Origin of the sequence: Chryseobacterium sp. R2A-55, from assembly GCF_021401085.1 — a bacterium.
In the GTDB taxonomy this organism is placed as follows: domain Bacteria; phylum Bacteroidota; class Bacteroidia; order Flavobacteriales; family Weeksellaceae; genus Kaistella.
In genome coordinates this window covers 35,780-61,810 of record NZ_JACBFP010000005.1, presented here as the reverse complement: position 1 = coordinate 61,810, position 26,031 = coordinate 35,780, and the positions used below count along the sequence as shown (strand labels likewise).

21 protein-coding genes are annotated in these 26,031 nt (G+C 40.5%); 9 read left to right on the top strand and 12 right to left on the bottom strand.

The window, feature by feature from the left end; all coding sequences use genetic code 11:
• Positions 1-14 precede the first annotated feature (14 nt).
• Complete coding sequence (locus tag L0951_RS07380; RefSeq protein ID WP_234110588.1) at positions 15-545, bottom strand: DUF1697 domain-containing protein; 531 nt, start codon at positions 543-545, stop codon at positions 15-17.
• Between the two features lie 46 nt (positions 546-591).
• Positions 592-4,077 carry a DUF2723 domain-containing protein gene (locus L0951_RS07375; RefSeq protein WP_234110587.1) on the bottom strand — a complete coding sequence of 1,162 codons (3,486 nt, stop codon included), beginning with the start codon at positions 4,075-4,077 and terminating at the stop codon, positions 592-594.
• A gap of 220 nt (positions 4,078-4,297) precedes the next feature.
• On the opposite strand from L0951_RS07375, the gene L0951_RS07370 reads away from it, so the two are divergent.
• The 3 genes from L0951_RS07370 (at position 4,298) to rnk (ending at position 7,248) form a co-directional block, all read left to right on the top strand.
• Complete coding sequence (locus L0951_RS07370; RefSeq protein WP_234110586.1) at positions 4,298-5,335, top strand: PLP-dependent cysteine synthase family protein; 1,038 nt, start codon at positions 4,298-4,300, stop codon at positions 5,333-5,335.
• 114 nt (positions 5,336-5,449) lie between these two features.
• Entirely contained in the window at positions 5,450-6,721 is a 1,272-nt protein-coding gene (locus L0951_RS07365) for an aminotransferase class I/II-fold pyridoxal phosphate-dependent enzyme (protein WP_234110695.1), read from the top strand.
• Positions 6,722-6,837: 116 nt separating this feature from the next.
• On the top strand, positions 6,838-7,248 hold the full coding sequence (gene rnk / locus L0951_RS07360) for a nucleoside diphosphate kinase regulator (protein WP_234110585.1): 411 nt from the start codon (positions 6,838-6,840) through the stop codon (positions 7,246-7,248).
• A 30-nt stretch (positions 7,249-7,278) separates the two neighbouring features.
• On the opposite strand, the gene L0951_RS07355 is transcribed toward rnk, so the two are convergent.
• The 4 genes from L0951_RS07355 to atpD form a co-directional block, all read right to left on the bottom strand.
• The gene (locus L0951_RS07355) at positions 7,279-9,945 is read right to left on the bottom strand and encodes an MGH1-like glycoside hydrolase domain-containing protein (protein ID WP_234110584.1); all 2,667 of its coding nucleotides are present in this window, start codon (positions 9,943-9,945) and stop codon (positions 7,279-7,281) included.
• 53 nt (positions 9,946-9,998) lie between these two features.
• Complete coding sequence (locus L0951_RS07350; RefSeq protein ID WP_234110583.1) at positions 9,999-10,808, bottom strand: glucose 1-dehydrogenase; 810 nt, start codon at positions 10,806-10,808, stop codon at positions 9,999-10,001.
• A gap of 205 nt (positions 10,809-11,013) precedes the next feature.
• Entirely contained in the window at positions 11,014-11,295 is a 282-nt protein-coding gene (locus tag L0951_RS07345; protein WP_234110582.1) for a FoF1 ATP synthase subunit delta/epsilon, read from the bottom strand.
• A gap of 76 nt (positions 11,296-11,371) precedes the next feature.
• Positions 11,372-12,880 carry a F0F1 ATP synthase subunit beta gene (gene atpD / locus L0951_RS07340; protein ID WP_234110581.1) on the bottom strand — a complete coding sequence of 503 codons (1,509 nt, stop codon included), beginning with the start codon at positions 12,878-12,880 and terminating at the stop codon, positions 11,372-11,374.
• A gap of 193 nt (positions 12,881-13,073) precedes the next feature.
• Between atpD and L0951_RS07335 the strand changes: the two genes are divergently transcribed.
• On the top strand, positions 13,074-13,433 hold the full coding sequence (locus tag L0951_RS07335) for an ORF6N domain-containing protein (RefSeq protein WP_234110580.1): 360 nt from the start codon (positions 13,074-13,076) through the stop codon (positions 13,431-13,433).
• Between the two features lie 171 nt (positions 13,434-13,604).
• Positions 13,605-14,525 carry a bifunctional riboflavin kinase/FAD synthetase gene (locus L0951_RS07330; RefSeq protein ID WP_234110579.1) on the top strand — a complete coding sequence of 307 codons (921 nt, stop codon included), beginning with the start codon at positions 13,605-13,607 and terminating at the stop codon, positions 14,523-14,525.
• Here the strand turns inward: L0951_RS07330 and L0951_RS07325 are convergent.
• Together L0951_RS07325 and L0951_RS07320 are read right to left on the bottom strand one after the other, a co-directional pair.
• Positions 14,522-14,875, bottom strand: a complete 354-nt coding sequence (locus L0951_RS07325) for an MmcQ/YjbR family DNA-binding protein (RefSeq protein ID WP_234110578.1) — start codon at positions 14,873-14,875, stop codon at positions 14,522-14,524. The genes L0951_RS07330 and L0951_RS07325 overlap by 4 nt on opposite strands.
• 2 nt (positions 14,876-14,877) lie before the next feature.
• On the bottom strand, positions 14,878-18,633 hold the full coding sequence (locus L0951_RS07320; protein WP_234110577.1) for a transglutaminase domain-containing protein: 3,756 nt from the start codon (positions 18,631-18,633) through the stop codon (positions 14,878-14,880).
• A gap of 173 nt (positions 18,634-18,806) precedes the next feature.
• Here L0951_RS07320 and L0951_RS07315 point away from each other — a divergent pair, with 173 nt between their 5' ends.
• Positions 18,807-19,463 (top strand): NAD(P)H-binding protein, encoded by a 657-nt coding sequence (locus tag L0951_RS07315; protein ID WP_234110576.1) that lies wholly within the window; start codon positions 18,807-18,809, stop codon positions 19,461-19,463.
• Positions 19,464-19,710: 247 nt separating this feature from the next.
• Complete coding sequence (locus L0951_RS07310; protein WP_234110575.1) at positions 19,711-20,454, top strand: T9SS type A sorting domain-containing protein; 744 nt, start codon at positions 19,711-19,713, stop codon at positions 20,452-20,454.
• 174 nt (positions 20,455-20,628) lie between these two features.
• Here the strand turns inward: L0951_RS07310 and L0951_RS07305 are convergent, their stop codons facing one another.
• Positions 20,629-21,408 carry a zinc ribbon domain-containing protein gene (locus L0951_RS07305; protein ID WP_234110574.1) on the bottom strand — a complete coding sequence of 260 codons (780 nt, stop codon included), beginning with the start codon at positions 21,406-21,408 and terminating at the stop codon, positions 20,629-20,631.
• Between the two features lie 2 nt (positions 21,409-21,410).
• Positions 21,411-22,508: a Nif3-like dinuclear metal center hexameric protein gene (locus L0951_RS07300; RefSeq protein ID WP_234110573.1), complete on the bottom strand. Its 1,098-nt coding sequence runs from the start codon at positions 22,506-22,508 to the stop codon at positions 21,411-21,413.
• Positions 22,509-22,582: 74 nt separating this feature from the next.
• Here L0951_RS07300 and L0951_RS07295 point away from each other — a divergent pair, with 74 nt between their 5' ends.
• Positions 22,583-23,443, top strand: a complete 861-nt coding sequence (locus L0951_RS07295; RefSeq protein ID WP_234110572.1) for an ion transporter — start codon at positions 22,583-22,585, stop codon at positions 23,441-23,443.
• Here the strand turns inward: L0951_RS07295 and rpe are convergent.
• The gene (rpe, locus tag L0951_RS07290; RefSeq protein ID WP_234110571.1) at positions 23,440-24,090 is read right to left on the bottom strand and encodes a ribulose-phosphate 3-epimerase; all 651 of its coding nucleotides are present in this window, start codon (positions 24,088-24,090) and stop codon (positions 23,440-23,442) included. The genes L0951_RS07295 and rpe overlap by 4 nt on opposite strands.
• A 106-nt stretch (positions 24,091-24,196) precedes the next feature.
• Positions 24,197-25,273, bottom strand: coding sequence for a M42 family metallopeptidase (locus L0951_RS07285; RefSeq protein ID WP_234110570.1), 1,077 nt, complete (start codon positions 25,271-25,273; stop codon positions 24,197-24,199).
• A 54-nt stretch (positions 25,274-25,327) separates the two neighbouring features.
• On the opposite strand from L0951_RS07285, the gene L0951_RS07280 reads away from it, so the two are divergent.
• On the top strand, positions 25,328-26,029 hold the full coding sequence (locus L0951_RS07280) for a DUF4294 domain-containing protein (protein WP_234110569.1): 702 nt from the start codon (positions 25,328-25,330) through the stop codon (positions 26,027-26,029).
• The last annotated feature ends 2 nt before the right edge of the window (positions 26,030-26,031 follow it).

The following is a 26,031-nucleotide window of genomic DNA, read 5'->3' as shown; positions in this document are numbered from 1 at the left end:
AAAAATAATGATTTTCAAATCTTTTTCAAGATCTTTTCAAAAGTATTGATATTGCGCGAAGTCATTTGGCTCTTCAATGATTTCTTGCCCAGAATTTTTCCAAAATTGGAATCGAGTGTATTTCCTTTTGCGACTTTCCAATAGAAAGTGTTGCCCACGATTTTTCCTTGCTCGTTTTGGGAGGAATCCGATTTCTGGAATTCTGCCAATAAAACGTTTTCAATATTTTCAAGGCCCAGAAAAACATAAATGTGATGTTCCGGCGAGGATTCGAAAGGATTTTGGCTAAAGATTTCTTCTATTTCCCTTTTGGTTTTAATGAAAAGAAAAGCGTCATATCCAAATTGCTCCGACATCACTTTTTCAAGAATTCCTTTCAGCTCCTCTGAATTCCTGTGCGAAGAAAAAAGAAGGTTTCCACTCGCTAATACAGAAGTCACCTTTTCCATTCCTGCATCTGAAAAAACTTTGCAGACTTCCGCCATTTTCATAGAAGTGCCGTTCACATTGACTCCGCGAAGAAAGGCACAAAAACGATTTGTCATATTTGCTTAGAATAGGCGGTGAAAAATCAATTATAGTACATAAAAACTACTGCGTGGCCTTCATCATCGCATCCGTCATCTGAGCTTGTTTTTCTTTGGCATAAGTGGAATCATAAGGCTCCATCACATCAAAAAGATAGGTGTAGAACGGACTGATCAGCTGAACCTTATCTGCATTTTTATAGGCTTTTTCTTTACCCATGGTTTGCAGATCCTTTATGAAATGATCAAAACGTTTGTCGATCACTGCGAGTGATTTAACCAGATAATCATATCCTTTTTCCTTTTGACCGATTTTCTGGTAAGCATCGGTCACCGCAGCGACTACCAAAGAATATTCAACAGGTTTTGTGCGCATCGCACGACCAACGAAATTCTGCTGCTTATTGGTGAGACCAGTGTAATAATCATATTCGGCGAAGATGTCCTTTTTCAGCTGTTCCGCAAGTTGCAAACCTTTTTGCTCCTGTCCGGATACGATGTAGCCATAAACAATTGAACTCAAAGATCGAGGATCATTGTATTTTGAAACCGGGATCTCTTTGGAAACCAAATCCAAAAGCTCAGTTGCTTTAGCTTTTTGTCCGGAAAGTGCGAGCGCTTCTGCGGCTCTGCTTGCTGAGCTTCGGTAACTTACAATATTCTGGGTACAGGTTTCGTCGAAATGCACCTTCAAGTCTTTGAAATTTCCCCAACGGTAATTCTTCACGGTTTGATAGAGCGAATTAGCGTCAACTCTTCCCATCTCACCATCTTCCCTTTCCGGAGTATGAATGGGAACCAGGCGATAACTGAATCCGTCAAATTGCAGATACTCGCCCAAAAAGAAAATATTTTCCGGGTCATAAATTCCTCCACTTGAAAAGTTGATCGGTCTCTTCCAATCGAAATTGGCCAAAATATCCATCAGCAGCAAATTATTCTTGAACATACTTCGGGCTTTATAGGAAATGGTAATGTGATCAACTGTTTTTGAAAGGTCTTTCGCTTCAATGGTTCCCGATTTCAGAGCATTTTGTTTATTAACCGGCAATATGAATTTCGAAACCGGCAAAAAGTTGAATTTCTCAAATTTGTCTTCGCCATAAAGCATTTTTAGAATCGCATCTTTTCCCGGGGATTTATGCTTGATAAAGTGCACGGCTTCTTTCAAAGTCATTGAATCTTGGGTTAAATATTTCTTGAATTCCGCAAATTCCGCGTCGGGTTGAGCGGCATCTTTCAGGTTGGCAAAAACATTTTCCCAGTCCTTCTGATCCATAATGTACAACTGGTCATTAGTACCATCACGATAATCCGCGTGTTCAAAAACGGAAGGAACCGGCATGGAATTATAAGTTCTTCTTTTCACCTGATCGATATTCCAGGGCGTGGAAAGCAAGGTAAAATTAACTACTTTCACATCGTCTCTCAATCCGGAAGTTTCCTGTATTCCCCAGATTGGATAGGTGTCATTATCACCATAAACAAATAGAATGTCGTTTTTCGGTAGTGATTTCAAAGTGGAATAGGCATAATCATAAGCTGCATACCGGTTGCTTCGATCGTGAACATTATAATTTTGGAAACCCATCATCAGAGGAATTCCGCAAAGTGCGATTCCTGCAAGCAAATTCACCGGTTTGGATTTCACCTTTTCCTGGATAAACCAAAGAATCGCAGCTGCTCCAAGTCCGATCCAGATTGCAAAAGCATAGAAAGAACCAACCATGGCGTAATCTCTTTCCCTCACTTCAAATGGTTTCACCCCGGTGTAAAAAATGATTCCAACACTGGTAATGACAAAAAGTGATAGAATAGCGTAGAATCGCCCAAAATCTCTGTTGAGCTGGAAGAAAAACCCAATCAATCCCAAAATTAACGGTAAAAGGAAAAAGGCTACCGTGGATTCGTTCTTATATTTCGCCGGCATTTTGCTTTGGTCACCATACATTGCATTGTCGATGAAAGGAAATCCTGAAATCCAGTTTCCTTTGGTGTTTTCCATATTCCCTTCAAGATCGTTTTGCCTTCCGGCAAAATTCCACAGCAGGTAGCGGACGAAATAATAGCCATTCTGAAAGGTAAAGAAATAGTCTAAGTTCTGTGAGAGCGATGGTTTTTGCACGTTGATCAAATTGTATGGCCGCACCTTTAAATAATCCGATGCTTTGATGGTGCCGTCTTCATATTTCCCCCGCAGTTCCTCAAACAACTGTTTTGCTTCGGGATTGTCGGCGATGTCCTCATTGGAATAATTAAAAGAAAAATCCGGAGCGCCGTACATGGAAATATAGTTTTGCATCACATCTTTGTCTTCGCTGAACATTCTGGGGAATAAACTCACATGATCTTTGCTGAACACATAATTGAAACGCTCCCCTACTTTCCGGTAAGTTCCCGTGCTTTCATCTTTTTCGTAAACGTCACCTGTTTTTTGAGTTTTGAAACTTCCGTCTTCATTTTTCTGAATTCCGTTGGCATCAAGATAAGCGGTATAATTTTGTCCGTAAGAAGTTGGCCAGTCACCGTACTGTTCGCGGTTGTAATAATCCAACATTCCGATGGCATTATCCGGATTATTAAGGTTCATCGGCGGATTTGCAGTAGCTCTGATGGGAATCACCATCCAGCATGAAAAGCCGATAATCATATAAACTGCCGATAAAACTGCAGTTTGATAGATTCCTTTACCTGACTTTCTGGCGAAATTAATGGCGAAATAGCAAACTGCAATCAGAATGATAAACGCGATTACTGTTCCGGAGTGGAACGGAAGTCCTATTCCGTTTACCGCAAAAATTTCCACTTTTCCGAAAAGAGTCATGATCAAAGGGAAAATCCCTTTAAATACAATACTCAGGATCACCAAGGTAATCAGGTTGGCCCACAGAAAACTCTTCCAGGTGAACGTATAATTTCGGGCATAATACATTAAACAAACCGCCGGAATCGCAAGCATACACATCATGTGGACTCCTACTGATAAACCGGTGATGAAAAAAATCAAGATCAGCCATCTTTCATTGTCAGAATCATGATATTCATTTTCCCATTTGGTAATGAGCCAAACCAAAAGTGCGATAAACATGGAAGCCATCGCATAAACTTCACCTTCCACCGCAGAAAACCAAAAGGTATCAGAAAATGTGAAACAAAGTGCACCAACAGTTCCTGCAAATAAAACTGCAATCTCCTGACTCCTGGAAATCTCTTCAAAATCCTTATTGAAAAGCCTTCTCACCAAATGGGTGATGGTCCAAAATAAAAACAATATGGTAAATGCACTGAAAAGAGCAGACATTGCGTTAATCACTACCGAATAATGTGCTCCGTTTCCGAATGCAAACATTGCAGCAACAGCGCCTACCAATTGAAAAAGTGCTGCTCCGGGAGCATGGGTCACCTCAAGTTTTACCGCAGAGGAAATATATTCGCCGCAATCCCAAAAACTGAAATTGGGTTCAATGGTTGAAAGATAGGTGAAAAAGGCAATCACAAACATTACCCATCCCAAGACGGTGTTCCACTTTTTAAAGGTCCAGTTCTTCATAAATAGTTTTCAATCTTGCGAAAATAAGGTTTTTCGTTTATTCTATTCAGATTTTAACAAAAAATTAAGTTGTGGCGTGATTTTTGCCTTACCAATCCGAATGTTGCTGCCCAATATGGTCTCATTACTATGTTTAGGATAGCAAATGCTATATTCTATTGTTGAGTTACTATTTTTTTAGTATTTTTGCAAATGGATTTATTGAGAAAAATGACGAAAAATGACTAATGTTTACGAAAACATTCTAGGCTTAATCGGCAATACTCCAATGGTCAAACTGAATACGGTGACCAAGGATATTCCGGCAACTGTTTATGCCAAATTAGAATCCTATAATCCAGGACATTCCACCAAAGACAGAATCGCAATACACATCATCGAAGCTGCCGAAGAAAAGGGCTTATTAAAACCCGGATCCACGGTGGTTGAAACCACTTCAGGAAACACCGGTTTCTCACTTGCGATGGTCTGTATCATCAAAGGATACCAATGTATTTTGGCGGTAAGCGACAAAACAAAAGCGGAAAAAATTGCCTATTTAAAAGCACTTGGAGCTACCGTTTACATTTGTCCCGCAAATGTCCCTGCAGATGATCCCCGATCTTACTACGAGGTTGCAAAGAGAATTCACGAGGAAACTCCGGGATCGATCTATATCAATCAATATTTCAACGAACTGAATGTGGATGCACATTACAGAACTACAGGTCCGGAAATCTGGGAACAGACCGAGGGAAAAATCACCCACCTGATTGCCTGCACGGGAACTGGAGGGACGCTTTCTGGCTCTGCAAAATATTTAAAGGAAAAAAATCCCAATATCAAGATTATCGGAGTGGATGCCTCTGGATCTATTCTCAAAGGGTTTCACGATACCGGAGAAATCAACAAAGATGAAATCCACCCGTATCAAATCGAGGGAATGGGAAAAAACCTGATTCCTTCAGCACTCCATTTTGACCTCGTGGATGAATTCGTAAGAGTTAATGACGAAATGTCCGCATACCGAACTAGGGAAATCGCTCTGAAAGAGGCAATAATGGGAGGTTATACCACCGGAGCTGTAGTTCAGGGATTGGTTCAATATGCCAATGCACACGAACTTTCCAATGAAGACGTGGTGGTTGCCATTTTCCCGGACCACGGTTCCAGGTACATCACCAAAGTTTATAGTGATAAATGGATGGCAGAACAAGGTTTCCTAAACAATTGTGTACACAATTACGAAGAAGTTTTCAAAACAGAATTCGTGAAATAACAAAATAAGATCCTAACTTGAAACCTTTTGTTTAAACGCAAAAGGTTTTTATTTGATTTCAGATTTCGTTAACTTTGTTGATTACTTTTAAAACTAAAATTACTTATTATAATGATAGATATTTTTGACCGGCTCAAAGAAAACCCCGGTCCATTGGGACAGTTTGCAGATTATGGTGAAGGTTATTTTGTTTTTCCAAAACTGGAAGGTAAGATTGGACCCAGAATGAAGTTCCATGGAAAAGAGGTGATTTTTTGGAGTGCCAATGATTATCTTGGACTCTGTAACCACCCCGAAGTTTTAAAGGCCGACGCAGACGCTGCCGCAGAATATGGAATGTTTTATCCAATGGGAGCAAGAGCCATGTCGGGCGAAACTGAGCAACATCAACAATTAGAAAAAGAACTTGCGGAATTCGTGGGAAAAGAGGCTGCTTATCTGCTGAACTTTGGTTATCAGGGAATGGTTTCCACCATAGATGCGCTGGTTTCCAGACATGATGTAATTGTGTACGATTCAGATGCCCATGCTTGTATTGTGGACGGAGTTCGGCTCCATATGGGGAAAAGCTTCATGTTCAGACATAATGATGTAGAAAGTCTGGAAAAAAACCTGGAAAGAGCGACCAAGGTTGCAGAGGAACAAGGCGGCGGAATTCTGGTGGTTACTGAAGGAGTTTTCGGGATGCGCGGTGAACAGGGAAAACTGAAAGAAATCTGTGCATTAAAAGATAAATTCCGTTTCAGACTCTTGGTTGATGATGCCCATGGATTCGGAACCTTAGGAAAAACAGGAGCAGGAGCAGGTGAAGAACAAGGGTGTCAAGACCAAATCGATATTTACTTTTCCACTTTTGCGAAATCGATGGCAGGATTTGGAGCTTTCATCGCAGGTGACAAAAATATCATTAGAATTTTAAAATATAATTTACGTTCGCAGGTTTTTGCAAAATCATTGACGATGCCTATGGTAATCGGTGGTCTGAAGAGATTGGAACTCCTCCGTTCAAGACCGGAAATCAAGGAAAAACTTTGGTACAACGTCCATAAACTGCAGAACGGTTTGCGGGAAAGAGGATTCAATCTGGGAAATACCAACACCTGTGTCACCCCAGTCTTCATGGAAGGAACACCGGTGGAAGCAACCCTGCTTTCCAGAGATTTGAGAGAGAATTACGGAATATTCACCTCAGTGGTGGTCTATCCGGTGATTCCCAAAGGCATGATTTTATTGCGTTTGATCCCTACGGCTTCCCACACCGATTCAGAAATAGACGAAACCCTGGCCGCCTTTGAAAGCATCCACGAAAAATTGGTTTCCGGCGCTTACAGAGAGCAGGCGGAGAAACTTTTAGCGGAACAGAATTTATCCTTTAAGGAAATTTAGAATTTTTCAAAAACATCAATAAGAACCGTTTGAAAAATTCAAGCGGTTTTTTTATCACATCAAATGAAGGAAAAATTTCATTTTCAACACTTAATCTTAAACATTAACCAAACATCATGAAACAGATATTAATCACCAAAAACGATTACACCAGAATTCATCAGGCAATTACCAATGCGAAACAGAGCAACTCCATCAAGAAAGAGGAAGCGGAGAAACTGCTCACCGAACTCCATTCCGCAAAAGTGGTGAAATCTGAAGAAATCCCGGGAGATGTGGTGACCATGAACTCTATCGTGAAATTTCATTTTGAAAACAACAATAAAGAAATGCAGTTTCAAATCGTATATCCCAACCAGGCGGATTTCAAAAACGGTAAAGTTTCTATTTTTTCCCCGGTAGCAGCGGCCTTAATCGGTTACAGAGTCCATGACGAAATCGACTGGTTGGTTCCTTCTGGGGCAACAAAAATCATTATCGACGAAATTATTTATCAGCCGGAATCGGCAGGAGATCTGGATCTGTAGTCATTGGTGGAAAAGACCGTTTCAGCCTTTTTAGATGGATTTTTTTTGGGTTTCCGGTGATTCAGTTTGCGCCTCTGCAATTTCCAGCTTAGAGAGGCGTGGCTGCAACAGTTTTGCGATGATTCCGGTCCACCCGGTTTGATGAGAAGCTCCCACTCCTCTTCCGCTGTCTCCGTGAAAATATTCGTAAAACAGAATATAATCCTTAAAATTCTCGTCCTCTTGAAATTTCGGATATTGACCATTAAAAGGTCTTTTTCCGTTTTTGTCCTTTAAAAATATACCCGCAAGGCGTTTGCTCAGAAAATCGGCAATCTCGTCCAGATTCAGGTATTTTCCGCTTCCTGTGGGACATTCCACTTTAAAGTCGGGACTGTAATAAAAGAAAAACCGTTGCAGACTTTCGATGATCAGCGAATTGACCGGAAACCAAATGGGTCCGCGCCAGTTGCTGTTTCCGCCGAATATTCCAGAATCGCTTTCTGCAGGTAGATACCTCACTGAATAGTTGATGTCATTGAGCCTTAAAGTAAATGGATTTTCTTCATATTCCTTGGACAAAGCCCGAATTCCGAAATCGCTCAAAAAAGCTTTTTCATCAAGCATCCGTTGTAATAATTTTTTCAAACGGTGTCCCCGCAGCAGCGAAAGCAAATGCTTGGATTCGTTTCCTTTGACCTGCCAGTGAGAAACAAGTGCGGCAAGTTCAGGCTTATTTTCCAGAACCCAATCCATTCTTTCTTTAAATCTTGGTAACTGTTCCACGATTTCATCCTCAATCACCTCTACCGCAAACATGGGAATTAGCCCCACAATAGTTCTGATTCTCAAAAACATACTTGTTCCGTCATCCGCCGAAAGTGCATCATAGAAAAATTCATCTTCATCATCCCAGAGCGAAAATTTGCTTTCACCCATATTGTCTAAAGCATCGGCAATACTCAGAAAATGTTCAAAGAATTTGGTAGCGAGGTCTTCATATACTTTGTTATAAAGTGCTAATTCCAATGCAATCCTCATCATATTGAGTGCAAACATCGCCATCCAACTCGTTCCATCGGCTTGCTCCAATCGCTCTCCGGTAGGTAATGACTGATTTCTGTCGAAAACACCTATATTGTCGAGTCCCAAAAATCCACCCTCGAAAATATTGTTTCCATTGCTGTCTTTTTTGTTTACCCACCATGTAAAGTTCATCAACAGTTTTTGATAGACCCCTTCCAGAAATTCCAGATCTGGTTTTCCATTTAATTTTTCATCGATTTTAAAAACCCGGAATGCTGCCCATGCGTGAACAGGCGGATTTACATCAGAGAAATTCCATTCGTAGGCAGGAAGCTGACCATTGGGATGCATGAACCATTCTAAAGTCAGAAGTTTCAGCTGCTGTTTTGCAAAATCCGGGTCTATCAAAGAAAAACTAATCGTGTGAAAGGCTAGATCCCAGGTCGCAAACCACGGATATTCCCATTTGTCGGGCATTGAAATAATATCGAAAGCATTGAAATTTTTCCATTGAAAATTACGGATTTTTTCACGGGTTTTGGGCGGCGCTATTTCTGCGGGGTCGCCTTTCAGCCATTTTTCTACATTGTAATGATAGAATTGTTTGCTCCACAACATCCCTGCAAACGCCTGTCTTTGCACGAGTTTTTCATCTTCAGAACCAATTCCTTTTTGAATATCTGTATAAAAATCGTCTGCTTCTTTCTTCCTTAAACCAAAAATTTCATCGAAATCCCGGAATGGTTCATCCAATTCTTTATCGCTTAATCTGAATTGAAAAACCTGAGTGGAATGGGCAGCAATTATTTGATCAATAATAATACTCGCCTTTGTTCCGAACAGTTTGGGATTAATGCTTTCCTGATTTCCATTGATGACAAATTCATTGATCCCGTCTTTACAAAACTTCCCGGAGTTGGGTTGCCGATATAGTTCTTTGTCGTTTGTTTCATTTTCGCAAAACGCAGTGGTTCCTGAACTTTTCGAATAAAAATTTTTTATTCCAACCTCCTTATGTTCTATAGAAACGGTATTTTCACCTCTCGCTGAAAGTTGCGGTTTGTAGTGGTCGTATCCCCAACTCCAGGTATTTCTGAACCAAATGGTCGGCAACAAAACCAGCGGCGAATCATTTTCAGATTTGTTCACTACACTGATTTTCACCAGAATATCCTCCTGCGATTCTTTGGCGTATTCAATGAAAATATCGAAATATTCATCATGGTCAAAAATTCCGGTATCAATCAATTCAAACTCCGGATTTTCCTTTCCGGCCTGCGCATTTTTTTGAATCAGTTCATCGTAGGGAAATGCGCTCTGGGGATATTTGTACAGCATTTTCATGTAGGAATGGGTGGGAACATTATCCAGATAATAATAATATTCCTTCACATCTTCACCGTGATTTCCCTGGCCGTTCGTCAGACCAAAGAGCCGTTCCTTCACCATTTTGTCCTTTTTATTCCATAGTCCGAGTGAAAAAACCAGAAACTGCTTGTCATCACAAATTCCGCAGATCCCTTCTTCGCCCCATCTGTAGGTTTTGGCTTCTGCAGAATCATGATCGGTGTAGTTCCAGGCGTCGCCATTTGCACTGTAATCTTCGCGAACGAGCCCCCATTCGCGGTTGCTTACATAGGGACCCCATTTTTTCCAGGAAATATCGGGAAGGCGGATTTTTTCGGAATTCATGATTGTAATTGTTGATGTTTTTCTTAGGAACGCGCTAAAAGTGCGTTCCTACGTTAACCGCCGGTAGAGAACGATTCAAAAGTCGTCATCGCGCCATCAATAAAAATGGAGGTTCCGGTGATGTAGTCGGATTGGTCGCTTGCCAGGAAAACAGCGAGATTTCCTATGTCTTCAGGTTGTCCGATTCTGTCGTAGGGAATGAGTTTTAATAATGATTCTAATGCTTCAGGAGTATTCCACGCATTCGCATTGATAGGCGTCTGAATTGCTCCCGGACAAATGGAGTTCACGCGGATTTTCTTACCACCATATTCTTGTGCCAAAGTCTGCATCAACATCCTGATTGCACCTTTGCTTGAAGCGTAATTCGCATGTCCCGACCAAGGAATGATTTCATGAACGGATGAAATATGGATGATTTTTCCACAGGCGATGGAACGTGAAAGATCGATTCCTCTTCTTAAAAATTCTTTAATGGCTTCTCTCGCGCATAAAAAATTTCCGGTCAGGTTCACTCCGATGACGGCATTCCATTGGTCAATCGTCATTTCCGTGAATTTTGCATCCTTCTGGATTCCGGCGTTGTTGACCAAAATATCCACTGTTCCGAATTGTGAAACCACATCCTGAAACATTTTCACTACTTGGTCTTCTTTGGAAACATCGCACATGCAGATGATTCCGTTTCCGCCACGATCTGTGATTTCCTTTAAAACCGAATCGGCTTGCTGAGCAGCACCTTCAAAAGGATAATTGACGATAACGGTTGCACCCGATTCTGCCATGGACTTTGCGATTCCTGCACCGATTCCGCTTGAAGCACCGGTGATGATGGCGACCTGATTTTTAAGGGAAACTTCCATTATGATTGGGGATTAGCGGTTCAAAATAGTCTTTATTAAACTCAAAGTTAGCAGAAAGTATCGAGCCAAACCAGAAATAAAGAATTAAAGTTTTGTTAAAAATTATTTAAAGTCACAGATTTTTTATTTGATTTCCGCAAAAAAAGAATAAAAAAAATTCCCGAAAAACCAATTTCGGGAATCTTAATATTGCGCTCAAGGAAAATTACTCTGCCAGAATAATCCCTTTGTTATGATTAAATTCAATCACTCCACTTTTAACAGGGAAAGAATAGACACTGTCTTTTTCGTTTTCCTTAGTGAAATGTTTGGCGAAGTTTTCATCAATCGTATTGGTGTACACTTTCACTTTTCCACCAACCAATGAAGCCACAATCGCCGCGTGATCTCTCTTGATATGGAAATCGCCATTTTTTCCGGGAAGAAGAACTGAATCCACCTCACCTTCAAAAACCACAAATTCCGGAGTTAATATCTTAATATTCATTTTTCTTAGACTTTAAGAATATAGAGAAAAGAAAAAAGGCAATTACAGGCACTTTATTCTTAATTCAATTTTCTGATTATGCGTTTTCCGCCAACATTTTCTCTCCGTGTTCGATCGCTTCCTCAATGGTTCCTTTCAAGTTGAAAGCCGCTTCCGGAAGGTGATCCAACTCACCGTCGATAATCATGTTGAATCCTTTGATGGTGTCTTTGATGTCCACCAACGCTCCTTTCAAACCGGTAAACTGCTCTGCAACGTGGAACGGCTGAGAAAGGAATCTCTGCACTTTTCTAGCACGGTAAACTGCCAGTTTATCTTCTTCTGAAAGTTCTTCCATCCCAAGAATCGCGATGATATCCTGCAATGCTTTGTATTTCTGAAGGATTTCTTTCACTCTCTGAGCACAGTCGTAGTGTTCGTCACCCAAAATTTCAGGAGTCAGGATTCTTGAAGTTGAAGCCAATGGATCCACCGCCGGATAAATACCCAATGAAGCAATTTTTCTATCCAATACAGTAGTTGCATCCAAGTGGGCAAAAGTGGTTGCCGGAGCCGGGTCAGTCAAGTCATCCGCAGGAACGTAGATTGCCTGAACGGAAGTAATGGAACCGTTTTTGGTGGAAGTAATTCTTTCCTGCATCGCACCCATTTCAGAAGCCAAAGTCGGTTGATAACCTACCGCAGATGGCATCCTTCCCAAAAGTGCAGACACCTCAGAACCTGCCTGTGTAAAACGGAAGATGTTGTCAACAAAGAACAAAACGTCTCTTCCCTGTCCTTGTCCGTCACCGTCACGGAAATATTCTGCGATCGTCAAACCCGAAAGTGCAACTCTTGCTCTTGCTCCAGGTGGCTCGTTCATCTGTCCGAAAACGAAAGTACACTTGGAGTCTTTCATTTCTTCAAGATTTACTTTAGACAAATCCCATCCTCCTTCTTCCATGGAGTGCATGAACTCGTCACCATATTTAATAATGCCTGATTCCAGCATTTCTCTCAAAAGGTCGTTTCCTTCTCTGGTTCTTTCACCAACACCTGCGAAAACGGAAAGTCCACCGTGTCCTTTGGCGATATTGTTGATCAATTCTTGGATCAGTACCGTTTTACCAACACCTGCTCCACCGAACAAACCGATTTTACCACCTTTTGCATAAGGCTCAACAAGGTCGATTACTTTAATTCCGGTGAAAAGAACTTCCGCAGAAGTGGAAAGCTGGTCAAATTTTGGCGCTTCTCTGTGGATCGGCAAACCTGCATCCTTTGAAACAGGCTGGATTCCGTCTATCGCATCTCCCACTACGTTAAACAATCTTCCATATACTCCGTCGCCTGTCGGCATGACGATTTGTTGCCCGGAACCGATCACTTCCTGACCTCTCTGAAGTCCATCTGTAGCGTCCATCGCGATACATCTCACGGAATCTTCACCGATATGTTGTTCAACTTCAAGTACAAGTTTTGTCCCATCGTGCTTCGTGATTTCCAAAGCGTCATAAATCTTTGGAAGTGCTTCTGCATCTGCAAAAACCACGTCGATAACCGGACCGATAATTTGAGAAATTTTTCCTTTAATCTGGTTTGCCATTACTAAATTTTTTCGTGTGTGCAAATATAGTGATATTTGGCAAATCTGCAATTGGGATTTTAAAAGATTTTTGTCATGGATTTGGGCGGGAAAATGGGAGAAGATTTTAGAACTTTTGAAAATGAATGAGGGAATTTGGGGAAGACCGCTCACAATTAATTGCAATTGCGAGAAAAAAAGAATTTTGTGATATTTGCAGGAAGAAATTCCCATGGAGTTCGAGAATATTGAAAATACTTTTTTTCAGCTCCGAGGTCTAAGTGAAGTGCCGGATTTTGATCCTGCTATGCTTTATGATGTTGAAACACGGGTTTTGAATCACATAGTCAAAAGAAATCTCTTTATTTTCCCTGATGATTGTATGTTCAGACTCCCTGAAAAAGAATGGAATAATAGGTCATCACCTTTTATGATGAATCCCTTCGGACGCCGACCTGGAAACGCTTTTCCATATCCTTTTGCAGAACATGCAGTCACCATGCTCGCAAATGTTCTGAAAACTGAAAGAGCGGGACAAACGGGTATTTCAATATTGAGCGCATTTATTAGGTAAAATAAGTGGTAAAAAATTATTCAGAATCGTCTGAAAACATAAAAATCTTGAAAGCAAATATGATCAACATTTTAAAGATGCCTACAAAGCAGTCAACTGTCTACTAAATAAAGGAAAAAAGAAAATGAACAGCGGGAAAGAACAAAAATCGGCTTCAAGAAATAACAAGTTTTGAAAATCATCAGCAATTTAGACGAATACCAATCAGAAACTCCTTTGGCTTTATCCATCGGAATGTTTGACGGTGTGCACAAAGGGCATCAAAGCATCATCACAAAACTCAACCAAATCGCGGCAGAGAAAAATCTGGAAACGGCGGTGTTTACCTTTTGGCCACATCCGCGAACTATTTTCAATCCAAATGATGATCTGAAACTTCTGAACACCATCGAAGAAAAAACCTATCTGCTCGAAAAAAATGGAGTGCAGAACTTGGTGCTGAAGGAATTCGACGAAGCTTTCAGGAATTTGACCGGAGAAGAATTCGTGAAGCAGATTTTGGTGGAAAAACTTCACGTGAAACACCTCATCGTAGGCTATGACCACACCTTCGGCAAAAATAAGAGCGGCGACTATCAACTGTTAGAAAAAATGGCGCCCAAATTTGGTTTTGAAGTGGAACAGGTGAACGCTGTGGATTTCAAGGACAAACACATCAGTTCCACGCAGATAAGAAATGCTTTAAACGAAGGAAACGTGAAGGAGGCTGCGGAAATGTTGGGTTACGTTTATTCTGTTTCAGGCAAAGTTGTTGACGGCAAAAAAATCGGCAGGACGATCGGTTATCCCACGGCAAACATCTCAGTTCATCCCATGAAACTTTTACCGAAAAAAGGCGCCTACATTGTGGATGTTTTCGCGAAGAAGAAGCAACTTCAGGGAATGTTGAGCATAGGGACCAATCCCACTGTTGACGGGAATTCACTTTCCACAGAGGTTTATATTCTGGATTTTGATGACGATATTTATGGTGAAGAAATCTCAGTCAATTTCAGGGAATTCCTTCATGATGAAATCAAGTTTGAAAGCTTGGAAAAACTCATCGAAAGGTTGGACGAGGATAAAAAACTGACTGAAGCGTTTTTCTGTTAGGAGTTCATCACTTCTTCCCTTTTCGCCTTTGTCAATGAGGAAAAAACAAGATCATAGGAAGAATCCACCAGTTTCAAAATCAGATTCCTTTTCAGACCTTCGCAAACCACTGTATTCCAATGCGTTTTACTCATGTGATACGCACCGGTAATCTGCGGATGTCGCTCGCGAAGTTCCTCGCTCCATTCGGGATCGGTTTTCACGGAGATGGTCAGTGGCTGTTTTTCCAGAGGAATCAGCATAAACATTTTTCCGCCCACTTTCAGAACCAGGGTTTCTTCATTGAACGGAAAGGTTTCCTCCACTCCTTTTTTGGCGTTGCAATATTCTAGTAATTCATGAATTTCCATTATTACTGCTGTTTATAGGCTAAAACCTGATTTTCGACTTTCAGGATTTTTTCCACAAATGATTTAAAGTGTGGATAGTCTTTATGTGAAATATCGTCCCAAGGTGTGGTTGCAGTTCTGCGAATCACTAATTTGTTTGGTGCTTCCAATTTATAGTCTATTCTGTATTCAAATCCATTAAAACTAAATTGTTCGGGTTTTGGAACTTCTATAAAATAGGCATTTTCCGGCAATAACATTGTGATCTGCTCATCATATTGATCCTGAGTTTCATACATTACATACTTCAAATTGTTAGTCCGGTTTTCAGTGGCTACAATTTCTTTGGTCAAGGGACTGGTCACCAAAGGAACTTTTACAATTTTCATATTTCCTACCGATTGCGGAATCTCATTTAGGGTATAATTTACTTCATAAGATATTGGTTTTGGGCCCAAGTCTTTTCCTGAAAGCAAATACACGGAGTTTACTTTTGCTACGCTGTTTAGAACTCCACCATAAGTTTCCTCAAAATATTTTTTCTTTTCCTGTTCGGTTTTGTCGCCAGCAAAGAACTCGTTGAAAAAAGCCTTGCCTTCTCCATTTAAAAATTGTCTGGTCTTATAGCTAGGTTCATCTTTCCGGAAATCGACTTCAGTTTCAGTTTTATAGATATTTGGAATATTGTTGGATGAAGGAATTTCGAAAATTTTTGACTCAGTATTCAAGGACTTATCCCCGTTTACAACTAAGGCTTTCGCATTATAAAGTGTTTTTACTTTAGAATTAAAAGGCAAGTGTTTGTCCGTCATCTCAATATAGTAAGTCTTACCGTCTAGAAAAGTTTGCACGACGCAGTGGTTAAAACTCATATTGGGAAGCAACATATTGCTGTCTGCATAATTTTTAGTTTGCACAAGGACCATATTTGATTTGATTCCAGCCTGCTTACCGAGAACCACGAATAATGCGGAAAGATCTTTGCAGTCACCAAGTTTTGTAACTAAAGTTTTTGATGGTTTTTGTGGAATATAGCCACTCTGCCGGAAATCCACAGAGCTGTAATTGATATTTTTCTGAATGTATTCATAAATCTTTTCTGCCTTTTCATAATCGGTCATACCTGAGAAAACAGTCGGAAAAATTTCATTAAACGATTTGTTGGTCGTGTTGTCGGTCACCATGTTCTTTTTGATGAGATCGGCATACCAGTCTGCAATCACTGTCCAAGAACCGATTGAATTCACAGTCATCGAAGTTGCCAGGTCATTGTAACTCGGGCTGTAGTTTTCATTTAAAGTCAGCTCGTTCATCATTTCCTTTTTCCAGGTTTGAAAAACTTTGCCGTTTATTCTTTTCGTGGTCGAAGGAATATCGCCGTTGTAACTGGCCATCTGCATCTTAGTATCTTGCGGGGTGATTACCGTGAAAACCGATTCTACGACAGGATAATGGGAATTAAAATAGGACGAAAGATGGAAATCCTTATAAAAACGTCCTGCACCACGATCCATCCATTCCGTCTGAATCAACGCTACATCTCCCACGTCAATATTGGTAAAGACGATTTGACCATTTGACTTCTCAGCAGGTACGATGGTTCCGTTGGCTTTATACATTTCTGCCTTCAAAATACTTCTACCGTCACCCACGTAATATTCCTTTAGTTCATCGATTCCAGTTTTCGAGGTCACTTCATACAGATAGGAACTTCTTGATTTGTAGCCACCTTCTGGGAAAACATTTACAATATATTCGTCCAAAAGTGTTGTGATCCCTTTCTCTCCTCTCAATTTGCTGTTCCGTCTTTCTTTGATCATTTTAGTGAAGTCTGTAATTGCTGCAATACTGATTTCGTCCTCTTTTGCGCCCAAATGCTTTTGGAGCTCAAGCAGTTCAGTATTTCCCGAATAATGAGAAAGTGAATTTGCGGCAAATTTAAGGGCATCATCTTTTTTGTTTTGTTTTGCAAAAACATCCGCTTTTGCTGCCATTACCGTGAAAGAATATGGGAAATTAGCAAGCGCTTCATCCAGTTCCTGCATCACTTCCGGATTTTGGAGCTGATCGAGCATCAATGCTGCTTTACCTTTCCTAAAGCTGTTCACAGAAGGGTAAACTCCGATATATTCTTGGAAAAGTTTTCGATTGTCTTCAGTTCGGTTTGCTCCTTTATAAAGATCCGATAAATAAAACATCGCCGAGATGTTGATCCTTTTACTTAAGAAATCCTCGAAACTGGTAATCAATTTGGTGTTATCAACTTGGTCCAGGTTTTCCATGGGTGCCACAATGGTAAAGAAAGTCTCATTATTATGCATGTTCGCCCTAAAATTCTTAACCAGACTGATCATGGTAGGAATGTCTCTTTTTTTGGCAGCTGCGACAGCTAGAAACAGGTCAGCGAAATGGTGCGCTTTTGTTTTCTTTAAAATTTGTGCTTTTTCTTCAATTTCCGCAATCGATGCTTCATTGACCCAATGATCCTCCTGCATACTCATCAGCGGTACCAGGTAATGTGTGGGATCGTGAACCTGTACACTTTTCAAAACCTCGTCGCTTTTCGCACCGTCTCCAGTACTTACATAATATTTACTCAGCATCATTTTTAGCAGGGTGGAATTGGGATATTTTTTCAGTAGATCCTCCACTACTTCCCTGGATTGTTCGTACTGCTCATTGACAAGGTACCCGTTTGCGAGCAGCAATTTGAAATAGGTTTTATTCGGACTATCTGCAATTTTACCTTTCAGCATATTTTCAAATCGTAGTGGTTGCTCAATGGGATTAAGTTGAGCAAGTGAGCTTCTCTTATACTCTTGAAAAGTGTCAAAATAAGTGAGGTCAGCAATCTTATGATAATCTTTATCATAAAAGACCGCCATATAAGACGTGAAATCATTCTTCAATTCCAGCTTCAGCAAAAGTCTGTTCATTCCCTTCGGCAACAGGACTTCTATCAGATGAGATCCGGGATTGGTGTAGCCTTCCTTGGTGGTAGATAGTATCTCCGCATCATTCAAAAAGACTTTATATTCAGTGTTGATATTGGTTTCTAGCAAAACTCTTCGTTCAGCAGGATTCTGAATAAAACTTTGAGCATAAACAATCCCTTCTCCGTATTCTTTTTCGTTCATCAGATATTCGAAACCATCTACCAATTTCCATTTCGGGTTGTACCAATTTACTATTCCCAAACTATTGGCATTAAAAGCTTTATCGTTCTTTGCATATTGTTCAGGTTCATATTCTATATCCAAACCGCTGCCATTCAGATTCTCAAAAACGCCTGCTCTTTGCCATTTATTGACATGTCCCATCTTGGCGACTTCCCTTTCTACGGCAGAATAATTTTTCCGGTTTCGGTCCAAAGCGGATTTATAGGATAAGACAAAATTCTCATTCTGAAATTTTGGGCTGTCTGCCAAAAGGTCAATCTTTCGGTAAGAGAGATCATCAAAACCATAGTCACTCGCATCACCAAAGATGAAGCGGTGTTTGGACATGGAAAAAAGATAATTAGCATCTTCGTTTAGAGCCAGGTAATTCTTAATAAAGGTTTCATCAAAATTGAATTCTCCCATTTCTTCGTCAATCATGGCATCCAGCAATAAAAACTCAAAATTGGTAGTTTTCTTGGAAGCCAGATTTTTGTCAAAAAGTGATCTCGCTTCAGTTCGTTTATTGTTCAGCAACAGGTCCCAAATTTTGTCCTCCATCTTCTGCGAAAACCCAGCACCATAAACAAACACGAAAATTGCCAATAGTAGATTTTTCATATCAATTTTAAATAAGTTTTATTCCTGAATAAATTTTGTTAAATTTAAGTTAATTATTTATTTGTGGCAATAGTTGCGAAAAAAGAGCATCTTTGTTTTTGGACATTCATTTTTTTGCAAAGATTTTGTAATTTTAAATCATTAATGTCATTGCAACTTAAAGTGTCAGCAAAATGAAAGCACTCGTCATCGGCGCAACTGGCGCTACCGGAAAAGATTTGGTGAACAATCTCCTGCAGGACCAAGATTTCCAGGAGGTGGATATCTTCGTGAGGAAACCTCTGGCAATGGAGCATCCAAAGCTGAAGATCCATGTGGTGAATTTTGAAAAACCTGAAGAATGGAAAGATTGGGTGAAAGGTGATGTGGCGTTCTCCTGTTTGGGAACCACCCTGAAAAAGGCGGGAAGCAAGGAAGCACAAAGAAAAGTGGATTTCGGGTATCAGTATGATTTTGCCAAAACTGCCAAAGAAAATGAAGTGGAAGATTATATTTTGGTTTCTTCATACGGAGCAAATCCAAAATCCAAAATTTTCTACTCCCGCATTAAGGGCGAACTGGAGCAGGCTGTAAAAAACCTTCACTTCAGCAAAATCACCATCTTCCAACCGGGAATGCTCGAAAGAAAAAACACGGATCGCACTGGCGAAGTCCTGGGAGAAAAAATCATCAAGTTTGCGAACAGACTTGGCATCTTCAAAAGCCAGAAACCGCTACCTACTGCAGTATTGGCACAAGCGATGGTGAACGCTGCGAAAATCAAAACCTATGGATACTCCAAAATTAAACTCGGATGCATTTTCAGTTTTGCCGGAAAAAAAAACGAATAAGAATTCCGTTTAAAGGTTAATAAAGCCTTAACATTATTCCACTATTTTCCCAATCATTTCAACGGATATTTGGATGATTTTTTTCGCCGTTGAATTCCACTGCATTTTCCTTCCGGATTGATATCGAAAGTGAAGATCCGGTTTTTCAACCTGCATAGCCGTCTAAACCGGAATATAATGGATGAAAAAGAATTGACCCCCTTAAAAGTTAAAAAGTATCGTTTATCTTTGCGCCTAAAATTAAAAAATGAAAAAGATATTTACAGCATTTGCACTGGTTTTTTTACTCTCATTAAACGCTCAGAATTTATTAATCAATGGTAGTTTTGAAAATTGGACTTCCGGAAATTCCGACGGCTGGATTGGCTCAGCAACCAATTTGGGAATTGCAGGCATCAGCGAATCCACAGATGCACAAGACGGCTTAAAATCGATCAGACTGGAAAACTCATCAACGACTCACAAAAGATTTACTTCCCAGTCAGTCCATTTAACCGCAGATACCAACTATATTTTAACCTTTTATGTAAAAGGAAGTGGGGAGGTAAGAAATGCATGGTTTGGGACCGATTACTCGGCGTATTCTGCCTATTCTGCGGCTGGTCCGGATTGGCAAAAAATCACCTACAAGTTTACAACCGGAACCGCTGCAACTGGATCCGAAATCATCTTTTCTGTTAGGAATACCGGAGCTGACGGACTTTTAATCGACAATGCGGTATTACTCATTGACACCGGTGGACAATTGGGTGTAAATGATTTTGAAAAAGACTCAGTCTCAGTGAGCACAAATTGGACACACCTCGCCAACTTTAACACAAAAGGAAATGCCCAGGTAGAAATCTACAACTTAAATGGCCAGTTGATGAAAACTGCCACCGGTAGCAATAATTTTGCTGTGGATGTGAGTTTTCTGCCAAAAGGAGTTTATGCTGTGAAAATCACTGTGGATGGAAAAACAACCATCAGAAAAGCCATCAAAAAACAGTAAGCGACACCCTTAAAAAGGCTCATTCAAATTAGCATTTACCTGCTGTTCACGATTTTGTCTGTTCGTTTTCCAACCGGTCATTGAAATCGTTTTAATATCATTTTCGATGGTTCAGCATTAAAAGAACCGCTCCAAAATCAATTGGAGCGGTTCTTTTATCTGATATGTTCAAGTCTAAAACTTGATCACCTCTTTCATTTTTTCGTTTTCTTCGTTCACCAAATCATCGTCAACCAGGATTTTTCCTGAATGTTCATCAATGATGATCTTCTTTCTCTGCGCAATTTCCATTTGTTTTTGTGGAGGAATTGTGAAGAAGGATCCTTTTGGCGCACCCCTTTCCAAACCTACCACCGCAAGTCCGTTTCTGGAACTGTTTCGGATTCTCTGGTATGATGCCAATAACCTTTCGTTAATATTTTTAGCGAATTCTTTGGATTTTTCCAATAGATATTCTTCTTCTTTCTGGGTTTCGGCAACCAAATTGTCAAGTTCTTCTTTCTTGAATTTCAAGTGCGTTTTCAGCTCGCCAATTTTAGTGTGGAGTTCATCCAGGGTTTCTTTCTTATGTGAAATTTTTGCACTGAATTCTTTGATTCTTTTTTCAGCCAGCTGAATTTCCAGTTCCTGGAATTCAATTTCTTTTCCAAGTGCCTCGAATTCTTTGTTATTCCGCACATTGTCCTGCTGACTCTTGTACTTTTCGATCAAAGATTTGGCATGGTTGATGACTTCGTTTTTATTCTTGATTTCATCTTCCTGTTCTTTGATTTCCGACTGAAATTTCTCAGCTCTTTTTTCAAGCCCTTCAATTTCAATTTCCAGATCTTCCACCTCAATCGGCAGTTCGCCTCTGGTGTTTCGGATTTCATCTAATCTGGAATCAATGATTTGCAGGTCATATAGAGCTCTTAGCTTGTCTTCAACAGAGATTTCTACAGTTTTCTTAGCCATATTTATAGAAAATAATTTACGGGGTTGGTTTTCTCGGTAGATTTTGAGACTGCAAATTTAGGAAAAATTTCCGACAAAATCTCAACTAATTGTTGGGTTACAAATTGTTCCGACTCAAAATGCCCGATGTCGCAGAGCAGCATTTTACCTGCCGACTGGAAGAAATCATGGTATTTCAGGTCGCCCGTCAAATAGGCATCGCATTGATTAGCCAAGGCTGCCGGAATTCCGCTCGCTCCACTTCCGCCCAAAACTCCTACCCTCTTGATTTTCTTTGAATTAAATCCAGAATGGCGGATTACTTTTAGCTCAAAAGTTTCTTTTACCCACTGCAGAAAATCCGGCTCCTCCATTTCGTATTCCAAATCGCCGAATCTTCCCAATCCCGAAAAATGGTTCTCATTTTCCAAACTGATGATTTGATAGGCAACCTCCTCGTAAGGATGTGCCGCTTTCATCGCAGTAGTAATTTGGTGCTGCTTAAAATTTTCAAAAATCACGGAAACCATTTCTTCATCGGCATTTTCGCGAATTCCAACTGAACCAGAAAAAGGGTTTGAACCTTCAATGGGTCTGAAACTTCCTTTTCCGGGAACCGAAAAACTGCACTCATCATAAAATCCGATATTTCCGGCACCCGCTCTGAATAAAGCGGTTTTTACTTGCTCCACAAAACCGTTCGGAACATACACTTCCAGTTTCTTCAGATTTTGCGCTTTCGGCATCAGAATTTTTTGGTCCTTTAAGCCCAAAGCTTCACAAATCCCAAAATTTACCCCGTAAAAATCATTGTCAAAAGCAGTGTGAACCGCATAAATTGCAATTTTGTTCTCGATGGCCTTCATCACCGATCGCTCTACATAATTCCTTCCTGTCAAGGATTTTAAGCCGGAAAAAACGATGGGGTGAAAAGCCACAATCAAATTATGATTTTTGCTGATGGCTTCATCCACCACATTTTCCAAAGCATCATGGCAGACCAGAATCCCGCTGAGTTGCCGATCCGGATTACCGCAAAGAAGTCCCACGTTATCAAATCCTTCTGCCTGTTTCAGGGGGAGTTTCTGCTCAAATTCATCTATGAATTCCTTAATGTTCATGTCCTCAAATTATTTGAACGAAGATAATCATTTGTCTTCATTTCACTAAGTTTGCACTGAACAATCTGAATGCTATGCAAAAAGAACATACGTATTTGCCCGAAAAAGTGCGTTGGAAAAGGAAGGTTTACAGGATTATCTTCAAGTCGGACACCAAAATGGGCCGGCTTTTTGACATTATCTTACTGCTGCTCATTGTAATCAGCACCTTTATTGTAATGATGGAAAGCGTCAAAGTATATGATGCCAAACTCCATAAAATCTTCATCGTGTTGGAAATCTTCATCAGCATTGTCTTCACGGTGGAATATTTACTTAGGATTATCACCATCAGAAATAAGCGGGAGTATATTTTCAGTTTTTTTGGCATCATTGATTTATTGGCGATTGTTCCATTTTATCTGAGTTTGTTTTTCCCGATCACCAAATATTTCCTCATTCTCCGGATGCTCCAGATGCTGAGGATTTTCCGGATTCTAAACCTTATGGATTTCATGAACGACGGATACCTGATTGTGAATGCGATGCGCAAAAGCTCCAGGAAGATCTACATATTTCTTTTGTTTCTCATGATTTTTTCGGTGATTTCCGGCTCCATTGTCTTTATGATCGAAGGAGGAAGACCGGGATTTGAAAGTATTCCCCAAAGTATATATTGGGCAGTAGTGACCGTCACCACGGTAGGTTATGGAGATGTGGCTCCTCATACTCCTTTGGGAAAACTGTTTTCAATCATCATGATGATTTCCGGATACGCAATCATCGCGACCGGGATTGTGACCAATGAAATGAGGAATAAATCAGGAATCAGGATGGCTTCCTGCAACCGATGTGGAAACAGTCACAATGATTCTGACGCAAGGTTTTGCAAAACTTGTGGCGAAAAACTTCCCATGGATGATTTACCGGAAACAGCATCCGGATCTAAACCCTAAATCTTTAGCAATTCGATGGTGCGTTCAGGGTTTTCTGAAGAAAAGACCGCATTTCCGGCCACCAAAACATCTGCTCCGGCGTCGAAAAGTTTCGCTGCATTTTCTATATGTACGCCGCCATCTACCTGTATCAAAGCCGTGGAATTATTAGTCAGGATCAAATCTTTGGTTTCTGCGATTTTCTTGTAGGTGTTTTCAATGAATTTTTGTCCGCCAAACCCTGGATTCACGCTCATCAACAAAACCAAATCCACATCCGCAATGATGTCTTCCAACATCAGAACCGGTGTTGCCGGATTGAGCACCACACCTGCTTTTGCTCCATTTTTCTGAATCAGGTCAATGGTTCGGTGCAAATGTACGCTTGCCTCGTAATGAACGGAAACCAGATCCGCACCCATTTCTATGAACTGTTCCGCATATTTTTCCGGTTCCACGATCATCAGATGCACATCCACGAATTTTTTAGAGAATTTTTGGATCGTCTTCATCACGGGGAAACCAAATGAAATATTGGGAACAAATCTTCCATCCATCACGTCCACATGAAGCCAATCTGCCTGTGAACGGTTCAGCATTTCTATATCTCTTTCCAAATTTCCGAAATCCGCCGAAAGCAGTGATGGCGCGATGAGTTTTGTTTTCATTGTTACTATTGTTTGTGAACTAAATTTATTTTTTGGTTAATTCCGCGACTTGTCCTTACAAATCACGCTGTCTTCCAGTTTTGCCAAAAGGCAGGCCTCTTCCGGATTAATGATATTTCAACTTCATTGTCGGTTTGATTTTCAGCAAAGTTTCATAGATCAACTGAATGACATTGGCTACATCTTCTTTCGCAACCATTTCTACCGTGGTATGCATATATCTTAAAGGCAAAGAAATCAGCGCGCTTGGTACTCCTCCGTTGGAATGGGCAAATGCGTCGGTATCGGTTCCGGTGGATCGGCTTGCGGCTGCTCTTTGAAAAGGAATTTTATTGGACTTTGCGGTTTCCACAACGAGTTCACGGATATTGTGGTGCACACTTGGCGCAAAGAAAATCACCGGTCCGTCACCGCATTTCTGGTCTCCTTCTTTTTTCTTTTCGATCATCGGGGTTGAAGTGTCGTGCGTGACGTCTGTAACAATTGCAATATTAGGTTTAATGGTGTCCGCAATCATATCTGCACCATAAAGTCCTACCTCCTCCTGCACCGAATTGGTGATATATAATCCGAAAGGGAGCTGTTTTTTATTCTGTTTTAAAAGTCTTGCCACTTCTGCGATCATAAATCCACCAATTCTGTTGTCCAGGGCTCTGCCCACAAAATAGCGGTCATTCAACTCAAAAAACTCGTCGGGATAAGTAATCATACTTCCCACAAAAACGCCTAAATCTTCTACCTCTTTTTTATTCTTCGCACCACAATCGATGAAGATATTTTCAATTTTAGGGACGGTTTCCTTTTCTGCACCGATTCTGGTATGAATGGCGGGCCAGCCGAAAACGCCTTTCACCACTCCTTTTTCACCATGGATGTGCACCACTTTTGAAGGTGCGATCATTTGGTCGGAGCCTCCGTTTCGGATGACGTAGATCAACCCATCATCGGTGATATAATTCACATACCATGAGATTTCATCGGCGTGAGCTTCAATGACAACTTTGAATTCCGCATCAGGATTCACGATTCCATAGCAGGTTCCGTAATGGTCAAATTCTACTTTATCGACAAAGGGCTTGATAAAGTCCATCCAAACCTTTTGACCACCATGTTCGTAACCGGTTGGTGAAGCGGTATTCAGATATTCTTCTAAGAATTTTAATGATTTATTTTCGAATTTCATAAAAAGGAATGAATTTTGCAGCGGTAAGCTTCGATTTAATTGGAAGTAAAAATAATGAAATTTAATAAATATGCTGTCTTTTTTCTTTTGTTTTCGGCTTTTTCGCTGAATGCTCAAGTGATTCAACAGCTGAAACCCATCAGTGAGTACCCCCCTGAACTTCTTCGCACTGACGAATTGGGGAACAAATACTATTATGATGAAATCCAAAAAGCGCGTGTCTATGAAATCAATGGTGAAAATGTGGTGGTCATGGACGAACTCGTGCTGCTCAATAAACCGAGGTTCAACAATAGCCTGGATCAAAATTACTACTACTTTCTAAACAAAAAACTCTACCGGGTTTACCCGCTTTTCCTCACCGCTTTGGAACAATACAGAGATATCCAAAAAGATATGCAGGATCTGGACAAACCCTCTAAAAGAAAATTCGTCAACGAAAAACAAAAAGAATTGGCCAGCCAGTATGAGCTTCAGCTTCGGGATCTGACCACCACTGAAGGCCGGGTTTTCGCGAAACTGATGTACCGTGCGACCGGAAAAAACGTGTATGAAATCATCAAAGAACTTCGCGGAGGATGGAGCGCTTTCTGGTGGAATGTGAAAGGAAATATTGCAGATGTGAGCATCAAGGATCCTTATGACCCGCATGCAGACCGAAGTGACCAATTTATTGAATCGCTGCTCCAGAGTAACTGGAACGCAGGATATTTGACACCCTATCCTGGATACCGCGATTTTAAAGTCAAAAAATAATT

Excerpts from the sequence above, each read along its gene's own strand:
- L0951_RS07355 (WP_234110584.1), bottom strand. The coding sequence starts at position 9,945 with ATGAATTCCGAAAAAATCCGCCTTCCCGATATTTCCTGGAAAAAATGG.
- L0951_RS07370 (WP_234110586.1), top strand. The coding sequence starts at position 4,298 with ATGACTAATGTTTACGAAAACATTCTAGGCTTAATCGGCAATACTCCA.
- L0951_RS07285 (WP_234110570.1), bottom strand. The coding sequence starts at position 25,273 with ATGAAATTCGAAAATAAATCATTAAAATTCTTAGAAGAATATCTGAAT.
- L0951_RS07280 (WP_234110569.1), top strand. The coding sequence starts at position 25,328 with ATGAAATTTAATAAATATGCTGTCTTTTTTCTTTTGTTTTCGGCTTTT.
- L0951_RS07320 (WP_234110577.1), bottom strand. The coding sequence starts at position 18,633 with ATGAAAAATCTACTATTGGCAATTTTCGTGTTTGTTTATGGTGCTGGG.
- L0951_RS07380 (WP_234110588.1), bottom strand. The coding sequence starts at position 545 with ATGACAAATCGTTTTTGTGCCTTTCTTCGCGGAGTCAATGTGAACGGC.
- L0951_RS07305 (WP_234110574.1), bottom strand. The coding sequence starts at position 21,408 with ATGGCTAAGAAAACTGTAGAAATCTCTGTTGAAGACAAGCTAAGAGCT.
- rnk (WP_234110585.1), top strand. The coding sequence starts at position 6,838 with ATGAAACAGATATTAATCACCAAAAACGATTACACCAGAATTCATCAG.
- rpe (WP_234110571.1), bottom strand. The coding sequence starts at position 24,090 with ATGAAAACAAAACTCATCGCGCCATCACTGCTTTCGGCGGATTTCGGA.
- atpD (WP_234110581.1), bottom strand. The coding sequence starts at position 12,880 with ATGGCAAACCAGATTAAAGGAAAAATTTCTCAAATTATCGGTCCGGTT.
- L0951_RS07310 (WP_234110575.1), top strand. The coding sequence starts at position 19,711 with ATGAAAAAGATATTTACAGCATTTGCACTGGTTTTTTTACTCTCATTA.
- L0951_RS07350 (WP_234110583.1), bottom strand. The coding sequence starts at position 10,808 with ATGGAAGTTTCCCTTAAAAATCAGGTCGCCATCATCACCGGTGCTTCA.
- L0951_RS07325 (WP_234110578.1), bottom strand. The coding sequence starts at position 14,875 with ATGGAAATTCATGAATTACTAGAATATTGCAACGCCAAAAAAGGAGTG.
- L0951_RS07295 (WP_234110572.1), top strand. The coding sequence starts at position 22,583 with ATGCAAAAAGAACATACGTATTTGCCCGAAAAAGTGCGTTGGAAAAGG.
- L0951_RS07375 (WP_234110587.1), bottom strand. The coding sequence starts at position 4,077 with ATGAAGAACTGGACCTTTAAAAAGTGGAACACCGTCTTGGGATGGGTA.
- L0951_RS07315 (WP_234110576.1), top strand. The coding sequence starts at position 18,807 with ATGAAAGCACTCGTCATCGGCGCAACTGGCGCTACCGGAAAAGATTTG.
- L0951_RS07300 (WP_234110573.1), bottom strand. The coding sequence starts at position 22,508 with ATGAACATTAAGGAATTCATAGATGAATTTGAGCAGAAACTCCCCCTG.
- L0951_RS07345 (WP_234110582.1), bottom strand. The coding sequence starts at position 11,295 with ATGAATATTAAGATATTAACTCCGGAATTTGTGGTTTTTGAAGGTGAG.